7 protein-coding genes are annotated in these 9497 nt (G+C 54.0%); 4 read left to right on the top strand and 3 right to left on the bottom strand.

The genetic code is table 11. The features are described from left to right. The coding region (locus F3J37_RS28255; RefSeq protein ID WP_237449463.1) for a hypothetical protein at positions 1 to 113 on the top strand (113 nt) is incomplete at its 5' end. Between the two features lie 54 nt (positions 114 to 167). On the opposite strand, the gene F3J37_RS26465 is transcribed toward F3J37_RS28255, so the two are convergent. After that, complete coding sequence (locus F3J37_RS26465; RefSeq protein ID WP_034819711.1) at positions 168 to 1013, bottom strand: MurR/RpiR family transcriptional regulator; 846 nt, start codon at positions 1011 to 1013, stop codon at positions 168 to 170. A 208-nt stretch (positions 1014 to 1221) separates the two neighbouring features. Further along, positions 1222 to 3135, bottom strand: coding sequence for a bifunctional 5-dehydro-2-deoxygluconokinase/5-dehydro-2-deoxyphosphogluconate aldolase (locus F3J37_RS26460; protein ID WP_034819708.1), 1914 nt, complete (start codon positions 3133 to 3135; stop codon positions 1222 to 1224). A gap of 547 nt (positions 3136 to 3682) precedes the next feature. Between F3J37_RS26460 and iolD the strand changes: the two genes are divergently transcribed. From iolD to iolE, 3 genes are all read left to right on the top strand, one after another. Beyond that, positions 3683 to 5617 (top strand): 3D-(3,5/4)-trihydroxycyclohexane-1,2-dione acylhydrolase (decyclizing), encoded by a 1935-nt coding sequence (iolD, locus tag F3J37_RS26455; protein WP_034819705.1) that lies wholly within the window; start codon positions 3683 to 3685, stop codon positions 5615 to 5617. A gap of 149 nt (positions 5618 to 5766) precedes the next feature. After that, positions 5767 to 6780, top strand: coding sequence for a bifunctional inositol 2-dehydrogenase/D-chiro-inositol 1-dehydrogenase (iolG, locus tag F3J37_RS26450; RefSeq protein ID WP_166936599.1), 1014 nt, complete (start codon positions 5767 to 5769; stop codon positions 6778 to 6780). Positions 6781 to 6826: 46 nt separating this feature from the next. Then, a complete protein-coding gene (gene iolE, locus F3J37_RS26445; protein WP_034819699.1) occupies positions 6827 to 7723 on the top strand; it encodes a myo-inosose-2 dehydratase in 897 nt (298 codons plus the stop codon). A gap of 99 nt (positions 7724 to 7822) precedes the next feature. On the opposite strand, the gene glpD is transcribed toward iolE, so the two are convergent. After that, positions 7823 to 9331 (bottom strand): glycerol-3-phosphate dehydrogenase, encoded by a 1509-nt coding sequence (gene glpD / locus F3J37_RS26440; RefSeq protein ID WP_034819696.1) that lies wholly within the window; start codon positions 9329 to 9331, stop codon positions 7823 to 7825. Positions 9332 to 9497 lie beyond the last annotated feature (166 nt).

The following is a 9497-nucleotide window of genomic DNA, read 5'->3' as shown; positions in this document are numbered from 1 at the left end:
TAGCAGAGATGGTCAGACTGCCGGGACGACGGGAGCGCTCGTTCCCAAGGGTGGTGAAAGAGAGACCCTATAAATATCCGACAGCAAGAAGAAAAAATGCCAGTCAGGCTTAACTGACTGGCATTAGCCAAATGGCTGCCCTTTTTGATGTACAACATCTGGCGAAGTTATTCGCCGGTGCCGGTATTATTGAGCGCTAATGAAACCGCCAGCGTCTGCGCCAGGCAGAGGGAGGCCACCTGCGAACGGAAGCCATCCACCTGCGCTTCGCGCACCACAAAGCACACATCGCTGAAGGCGGCCAGCGGGCTCACCTGGCTGTCGGTAATAGCAATCAGATGTGCGCCGCGTTTTGCACCCAACTCAACCAGCTCAACCGCCTCACGCGCATACGGCGAGTAGCTAATGGCAATCACCACGTCTTTCGGATTCACCATGCTCAACTGCTCGGTGAACATGCCACCGAGACCGTCGATCAGGAATGCGCGGCGCTCCAGATGGCGCAGCGCATACACCAGATAGGACGCAACGCTGAAGGAGCGACGCAGGCCAATGATATAGATGTTCTCCGCTTCATCCAGCATCTTCACCGCTTTGTTCAGCTGGTCCGGATTAACCTGCATTGCTAGCTGCTGCAATGCCTGGCTGTTCACCATGGTGAAGACGTTGAGAATCTCAACCGGGCTCTCAGGAGAACTGGCGCTGTCATCCGTCGCGGTCTGGCGGAACAGACGGGCGCGCTCGGTGTAGTTCACGGTTTCTTCCATCAGGTGCTGACGGAAAACCTGTTTCATTTCGTTGAAACCGCTAAAACCAAAGGCGTTGGCAAAGCGGATCAGCGTGGAGGGCGGCACATCGGCCTGTTGCGCGATGGAAGCCACGGTATCGAATGCAATGCTGTTGCTGTTATCAAGGATATAACGAGCCACCTGCTTCAGGCGTTTACTCAGCGTCTCATAGCGACGACGGATATCGTCCTGTAACAAGGTTAATTGGGTTGGATTGTTGGTCATGACTTCGGCCCGTCAAAAAATGAAAATATGGCTGGATAATGAGCGCTATAGTACCAGATGGATGGAAAATTTCATTTGTTTGACGCTATCGTGACGCTTATTTCATCGGTTTATGAAATGCCTCACAAAAAGAAGTGGTTAGCGAGAAGGCAAAAGCCAATAAAAAAAGCGGCCCTTGCGAGCCGCTTTTGCACTGCTTTAACGCCAATCAGCCACGCGCCGCGCGCCAGTAACCAATCAGTCGCAGATAGTTGCCTTTCACCGTTTCAATCAACGCTTTATCATCCAGTTCACCGTTGAGCCATTGGCGTGACGGTTGGCCGAAGATGGTGCGTCCGACGGCAAAGCCTTTAACCCACGGCGCTTGCGCTGCAGCAGCGAAACCGGCTTTCAGCGTCTCTTCCGGTGCATCGAGGCCGAGCAGCAGAATGCCGCGGCAGTGGGGATCGTTCTGTTCGATCAACCCGCTGATGGCCTGCCAGCTCTCCGCCGACAGCGGTGGCAGTTTCCACCAGTCCGGCTGAATGCCCAGGCTATAGAAGTGGCTCAGCATGTCGTAATAGTACGATTCATTACGGTCCGGATTGCTCTCCGGCAGAATCAGTTCCAGCAGCAGCTCATGCCCGCTCTTGTTACAGCCGTTCCACACATCGAGTACCAGTTCATCCTGCTCTTTACGCAGCTCGGCGCTGTCGTGCGGATGGTAGAACACCAGGCATTTCACCACGTGTTCTGCCGGCCAGTCGACCAGTTGCGAACCGATGTTACCGTGCTCCAGACGCAGGGGACGCGAGCTTGGCAGTTCGATAGGTCGGCCAATCCACCAGTTTTTGCCGGTAATCGCGTTCAGCGCTTTCTGGCCGTAGGTGGTATCCGCCAGAATCCCACTCTTCTCGTTTAAACCGGCTTCGTTGGCCGCTTCCTGCGCCGCCTGCAACAGCAGCAGTTTCAACTGTGGGATCTTATCTTCACTGACGCCTGCTTCACGGGCCATATCGGCCAGCTGTTTGCGATGGTCAAAGGCGAACACATTGAGTTCTGGCCACTGCTGTTTACGCGTGGTGACGCGGTGCAGATGGTTGAGACGCGCATCCAGATCCGGGCGTTTTACGTCTTTGTCGCGACCGAGGAAATCGTCCAGCTCTTCTTTGGTTGGCATCGCTGGCGCGCAACCATGGCGTGAGACCACCAGCGCACCACAGGCGTTGGCGTAGCGGCAAGCCTGTTCCCAACTTTCATCATTCAGCCAGCCGCGCAGCAGGCCAGACATAAAGGCATCGCCTGCACCCAGCACGTTCAGGACTTCAACGCGAACGCCGGTTTGCAATTTTGTCTGCTCCCAGCTGTCCGGGATATCACCTTCAAACACCACGCACCCCAGCGGTCCACGTTTACAGACCAGCGTGGCTTTACTTGCCTGGCGCACATTTTTCAGTGCTGTCAGCGTATCCGTACTGCCGCCGGCAATGTGGAACTCTTCTTCCGTTCCTACCACCAAATCGAAATAGTGCAGCACTTCCTGCAATTGTTTCGTGACTTCACCGGATTCAACGAAACGCGTTTCGCCATCGCCCAGTGATGTCAGCCCCCACAGCACCGGACGATAATCGATATCCAGTGCGGTGCGCAGACCATTTCGCTTGGCGATATCCAACGCTTTCAGTACTGCCGCGCGGGTTTGCGGATGTGAAAGATGCGTACCGGTGACCGCGACAGCGCGAGAAGAGGTGATGAATTCCTCTTTAATGTCATCCGGCACCAGGCCCATATCGGCACAATTGTCGCGGTAGAAGATCAGTGGGAAGGTATCTTCATCTTTAATACCGAGGATCACCAGGCCGGTCAGGCGGTTTTTATCGGTGATCAGCCCATCGGTGTTGCAACCTACGCGCTGCAATTCTTCTCGCAGAAAGCGGCCGTTATGTTCATCCCCTACGCGCGCCAGCATGGCCGATTTCAAGCCCTGAATGGCTGTTCCATAGGCCACGTTACCGGAAGAACCGCCCAGATATTTATTAAAGCTGGTCATATCTTCCAGACGTGATCCGATTTGCTGACCGTAGAGGTCGACGGCGATGCGTCCGATACAAATCACATCAAGCCGCTTCTGTTGTGTACTCATACCTGTGGTTTCCTTCTGTGATAAGCAGACACTGGGGCGAAAACGCCCAACATCAAGCGCTATGCTTCCGGGTTCTCAAGGTGCCTGATTGGCTATGGTGGCAGTATGAGGAATAAAAATTCCAAATACAATATGAAATGAAACATCCATCGCGATTTTGTGACCGAGGTAAAACTCTGCACGATGCGCTATCACGGCATGCTGTTTAGCATCGGTTTCACTGATGCTATGGCTTGTGAGCCAGGTCGCAGGAAAATGGCTGTGAATAAAGGAAGCTACTGAAGTGAAATGAAATTTCGCTATCTTGTTAAAATGCTATTTTGTCATTTCACTTTTACCCCTGCAACGGCCTTCGCTGGCAACGTTTCATCGCTGAATTTGATCTCCATCGCAAAATGAAATGTTTCTTCTGTAATTACGTTTAATGAAAAAAATATTTGTTTATAATCGCCACACGTTTCACTTATCCGCGGGTGCCGTCACGGCAGCGAAAACCCGAACCGCGTTGTACCTCACGTCAGGTACCAGCATGTAAAGGAAGAAGCATATGGGCACAATCAGACTTACCACGGCACAGGCGCTGGTGAAATTTCTTGATAACCAGTATCTGAACGTTGACGGCGTTGAAACCAAATTTGTGAAAGGCATTTTTGCCATTTTCGGCCACGGTAACGTGCTGGGACTGGGGCAAGCGCTGGAGCAGGACAGCGGCGATCTGGTGGTGCATCAGGGTCGTAATGAACAGGGCATGGCGCATGCGGCGATTGGTTTTGCTAAGCAGTCGCTGCGTCGTCAGATTATTGCCTGTACCTCTTCAGTGGGACCGGGCGCGGCGAACATGATCACCGCAGCTGCCACGGCGACCGCGAACCGCATTCCTTTACTGCTGCTACCGGGCGATGTGTTCGCCACGCGTCAGCCCGATCCCGTTTTGCAGCAGATCGAGCAGAGCCACGATCTCAGCATCAGTACCAATGATGCCTTCCGCGCGGTGAGCAAATACTGGGATCGCGTTAGCCGTCCTGAACAGCTGATGACTGCCTGTATTAATGCCTTGCGTGTGCTGACCGATCCGGCGGAAACCGGTGCCGTGACCATCGCGCTGCCGCAAGACGTGCAGGGTGAGGCCTGGGACTTCCCGGAATATTTCTTCCAGAAACGTGTGCACCGTCTGGATCGCCGTCTGCCGACAGCTGCTCAGTTGGAAGATGCTCTGTCGCTGATTGCGCGTAAACACAAGCCGCTGATTATCGTGGGTGGCGGTCTGAAATATTCCGATGCCGGTGCCGCGCTGCTGAAATTCGCGGAACGCTTTAACATTCCGTTTGCGGAAACACAGGCCGGTAAAGGCACCATTGTTTCTGATCATCCGCTGAATGTGGGTGGCGTCGGCGAAACGGGCTGTCTGGCTGCTAACCTGTTGGCGAAAGAAGCCGACCTGGTGATTGGGATCGGCACGCGCTACACCGATTTCACCACCGCTTCGAAATGGATTTTCCAGAATCCTGAAGTGAGCTACCTCAACATCAACGTCAGCAATTTCGACAGCTACAAGCTCGATGCAGTGCAGCTGTTAGCGGATGCGCGTGAAGGGTTGACCGCACTGGAAAGCGGACTGAAAGGCTTTGAGAACCACTGGGGCGGTCAGGTTGAGCAGGCACAAAGCAAGCTACTGAAAGAGACGCAGCGTGTGTATGCCGCCACTTATAACACCGACGATTTTATTCCCGAAATCGCCGATCACATTGACCGTGAAGCGCTGTTTACTGAGTTTGAGCGCCTGACGCAGTCAGTGCTGACGCAGAGCAGCGTGCTGGGCACCTTAAACGAGCAGCTCCCAAAGGATGCAGTGATTGTCGCGGCAGCGGGCAGTCTGCCGGGCGACCTGCAACGCATGTGGCGCACCAAAGATTACAACTCGTACCACGTTGAATACGGCTATTCCTGTATGGGCTACGAAGTCAATGCCGCGTTGGGCGTGAAGCTGGCCCAGCCGCAGCGTGAAGTCTATGTGATGGTGGGTGATGGCTCGTTCATGATGTTGCACTCCGAGCTGGTCACCTCGATTCAGGAAGGCGCGAAAATCAACGTGGTGCTGCTGGATAACATGACCAACGGCTGTATTAACAACCTACAGATGGAACACGGCATGGACAGCTTCACCACCGAGTTCCGTTTCCGCAACCCGGAAGGCGGCAAGCTGGATGGCGGCTTTATTCCGGTCGATTTCGCGGCGATTGCGGGCGGTTACGGTTGCAAAACCTATCGCATTACCACGCTGGAACAGTTGGAAGCTGCACTGATTGACGCGCAGAAACAGACCGTTTCAGTGCTGTTCGACATCAAAGTGCTGCCAAAAACCATGATTCACAAATATTTCAGCTGGTGGCACGTTGGTGTGGCTCAGACTTCAACGTCTGAACGCACGCAGGAAGTGGCCGACAAACTTAACGTGCATATCGAACAAGCACGTAAGTACTAACACCCTTTTTAGGCCGGCGTTCGCCGGCCTTGTTTAACCCTATGTCCCCCAAATAATTCGAGAGTCAGGAAGGCGGCCAACGAGAGCAGCCAACGCACCTGCATCTTGAAATATGAAGGGCATACTTATCCGACTCTACAGGTGTAATTATGACGCTCAAACTCGGTGTAATTGGTACCGGTGCAATTGGTCAGGATCACATTCGTCGCTGCAACAATGTGTTGCAGGGCGCGAAAGTGGTGGCGGTTTCAGATATCAACGTGGAAGGGGCCCGCGCGGCGCTGCAGCGTCTGAATATCGAAGCTGAGGTGTATCAGGATGGTCATCAGGTGATTAACTCGCCGGAGGTGGATGCCATTCTGGTGACATCATGGGATCCGACCCACGAAGAATTCACCCTTGCCGCCATTGCTGCTGGCAAGCCCGTGTTCTGCGAGAAGCCGCTGGCGATGAGCGCCGAAGGCTGCCGTCGCATCGTTGATGCCGAAATCAAACACGGTAAACGCCTGGTGCAGGTGGGCTTTATGCGTCCGTACGATTCAGGCTATCGCGCGTTGAAGAAAGTGATCACTGACGGTGAAATTGGCGAGCCGCTGATGCTGCACTGTGCGCACCGCAACCAGAGTGTGGGGGAAAATTACACCACCGATATGGCGATCACCAACACCCTGATTCACGAGCTGGATGTGCTGCGCTGGCTGACCGAGGACGATTACAAATCGGTGCAGGTGGTGTTCCCACGTTCGACCTCGAAGACCCACGCCAAATTGAAAGATCCGCAAATCGTGCTGTTCGAAACCCAGAAGGGCATTCGTATTGATGTCGAGATCTTCGTGAACTGCGCATACGGCTACGACATTCAGTGTGAAGTGGTGGGCGAAGAGGGCATTGCCAAACTGCCTGAGCCTTCATCTATTCAGATGCGTAAAAACGCGCGTCTCGGCAATGCGCTGCTCACTGACTGGAAAGACCGTTTTATCGAGGCTTACGACGTTGAGCTGCAAGCTTTCATCAATGACGCCACGGCGGGCAAGTTGACCGGGCCTTCCGCCTGGGATGGTTTTGCTGCCTCCGTTGCGGCGGATGCCTGCCATAAAGCCCAGAACAGCGGCGCTATCGAGCCGGTGACCATGCCAGCGCGTCCAGACTTTTACGCCAAATAACTGAGCCTGTGCGCTAACACTTCTCTCTCAGAATCAGGGAATTGAAATGAACAAAGACAATGTAAAACTGGCGATTGCGCCAATCGGCTGGACCAACGATGACATGCCAGAACTGGGCAGCGAAAACACCTTCCAGCAGACCGTCAGTGAAATGGCGCTGGCAGGCTTTACCGGCAGTGAGGTCGGCAGCAAATATCCGAAAGATCCGGCAGTGCTGAAACCGATGCTGGAAATTCGCGGTATTCAGATCTGCAATGCCTGGTTCAGCACCTTCTTCGCCAACGGCGACAAGGCGAAAACCATCGACGAGTTCACCCAGCACATGAACTTCCTGCACGCCATGGGCGCGCGCGTGATTGGTTGTTCTGAGCAGAGTAAAAGCATTCAGGGCACCACGCTGGCAGTGCTGGAGCAGAAGCCGATCTTCACCGATGAAGAGTGGCGTCTGACAGCGGAAGGCTACAACGAGTTGGCTGAGATCGCGGCGAAGAAGGGCATGCGCGTAACGCTGCACCATCACATGGGGACCGGCATTCAGACCCCAGCGGAAATCGATCGCTTTATGGAATCGACCAATCAGAATGTCGGCCTGCTGTATGACACTGGCCACATCTACTACTCCGAAGGCTCACAGCAGGCGATGCTGGATGTGCTGACCAAATATCTGCCACGTATTTTCCACGTGCACCTGAAAGATGTGCGTGACAGCGTGGTGGCTGAAGTGCGTGAAAAATCACTGTCGTTCCTCGATGGCGTGAAGAAAGGCACCTTCACCGTGCCGGGCGACGGCGTGATTGATTTCAAGCCGGTGTTCAAAATCCTCGACGATTACGGCTACAAAGGCTGGATGGTGGTCGAAGCGGAACAGGATCCGGCGCTGGCCAATCCGTTCGAATATGCGGTGAAAGCGCGTAAATATATTCGCGAGAATACCGGCTTATAAGTTCAATGATGCGCGATTTATCGCGCTCTTTTGACCATCAGACACAATAAAAAAGGCCGTTATCCCTTGCAGGATAACGGCCTTTCTATTTGGCCTGGATTATGAAGCCAGCGACAGCGCCGGTTTCTGACCGTTGACCGCCAGCCACTCACGAATGCGTGCCTGCTCGGCTTCTGTCAGCCACATACCTTGTTTGGTACGACGCCAGATTGCATCATCCAGTTCGCGCACCCATTCATTTTTCACCAGGTAGCGCAATTCAGCTTCGTAAAACTCGTGACCGAAGTTCTCGCCCAGATCCGCCAGACTGCTTGCGCCTGCCAGCAGTTCTTCGGTGCGGCTACCGTAGGTACGGGCAAAGTGGCGCGCCATGCCTTCGCTGATAAACGGATAACGACGACGCAGACCTGCGGCGTAATCTTCACGGGTGCCAGAGAAATCACCGCCTGGCAGTACTGCTGATTTAGTCCAGGCTGGGCCGGCGTTGGGATAGTACTTCGCCAGTTTTTCCAGTGCATGCTCTGCCAGCTTACGATAGGTGGTGAGCTTACCGCCAAACACCGACAGCAGCGGCGCCTGGCCGTTGTCATCGTGTACATCCAGCGTGTAATCACGGGTGATGGCCTGCGGAGAATCCGATTCGTCATCACACAGCGGACGCACACCAGAATAAGTCCAGACGATGTCATCTTTGCTCAGTTGCTGTTTGAAGTGTCCGTTAAACACTTTCAGCAGATAGCTGATTTCGTTGTCATCGATCTTCACGTCTTTCGGATCGCCTTTGTACTCCACATCCGTCGTACCGATGATAGAGAACTCGTCCATCCACGGAATCACAAACACGATACGGTTATCTTCGTTCTGCAGGATATAAGCCTGCTTTTCACGGTGTACGCGCGGCACCACAATGTGGCTGCCTTTGATCAGGCGAATGCCATAAGGTGATTTCAGTTTCAGACCATCGTCGAACAGTTGCTTAACCCATGGACCAGCGGCGTTGACCAGGCCTTTAGCGCGCCAGGTGAAAATTTTGCCGGTATCGATATCTTCCGCTTCCACCATCCAGAGACCGCCTTCGCGCCATGCACGGTTAACGCGGGTGCGGGTACGCACTTCGCCGCCCTGTTTCACTACTTCCTGCGCGTTGAGCACGACCATGCGCGCATCATCCACCCAGCAGTCAGAATATTCGAATCCGCGCGTGATCTCAGGCTTAAGGGCCGATTCCGCGCCAAAACGCAGGCCTTTACTGCCCGGTAAGGTGGTGCGTTTACCCAGGCGATCGTACATAAACAGACCAAGGCGAATCATCCACGCCGGACGCAGATGCGGGCGATGTGGCAAGCGGAAGCGCATTGGGAAGGCAATGTGCGGTGCCATTTTCAGCAGCACTTCGCGTTCGGCCAGCGCTTCGCCCACCAGACGGAATTCGTAATGTTCCAGGTAGCGCAGGCCACCGTGAATTAATTTAGAGCTGTTGGAGGAGGTTGCACAGGCCAAATCCCGCGCCTCCAGCATCAGCACTGACAGTCCGCGTCCTGCAGCGTCCACTGCAATGCCGGCTCCGTTAATGCCGCCGCCGATCACGATCAGGTCTTTGGTTTCCACGTCATCTCCTCCGATGTTCGGAATAGTTCTAAAATGTTCGTTTTCGAGCGTAATAATAATCGGAAACCAACATTGATGCCAGCGCTTAACTCAATAAAAACATTTTTGCGTGATATAGCTAACATTCCTGCAGGAAAAAAAATCCATAGCCATAACTTTTGTCAGG

The organism is Candidatus Pantoea communis (genome assembly GCF_011752685.1).
GTDB lineage: Bacteria > Pseudomonadota > Gammaproteobacteria > Enterobacterales > Enterobacteriaceae > Pantoea > Pantoea communis.
Note: the sequence above shows the minus strand (reverse complement) of the source record. Positions and strands in the feature narration are given on the sequence as shown.

Coding starts and splice junctions, on each gene's coding strand:
- F3J37_RS26465 (WP_034819711.1), bottom strand. CDS start 1,013: ATGACCAACAATCCAACCCAATTAACCTTGTTACAGGACGATATCCGT.
- F3J37_RS26460 (WP_034819708.1), bottom strand. CDS start 3,135: ATGAGTACACAACAGAAGCGGCTTGATGTGATTTGTATCGGACGCATC.
- iolD (WP_034819705.1), top strand. CDS start 3,683: ATGGGCACAATCAGACTTACCACGGCACAGGCGCTGGTGAAATTTCTT.
- iolG (WP_166936599.1), top strand. CDS start 5,767: ATGACGCTCAAACTCGGTGTAATTGGTACCGGTGCAATTGGTCAGGAT.
- iolE (WP_034819699.1), top strand. CDS start 6,827: ATGAACAAAGACAATGTAAAACTGGCGATTGCGCCAATCGGCTGGACC.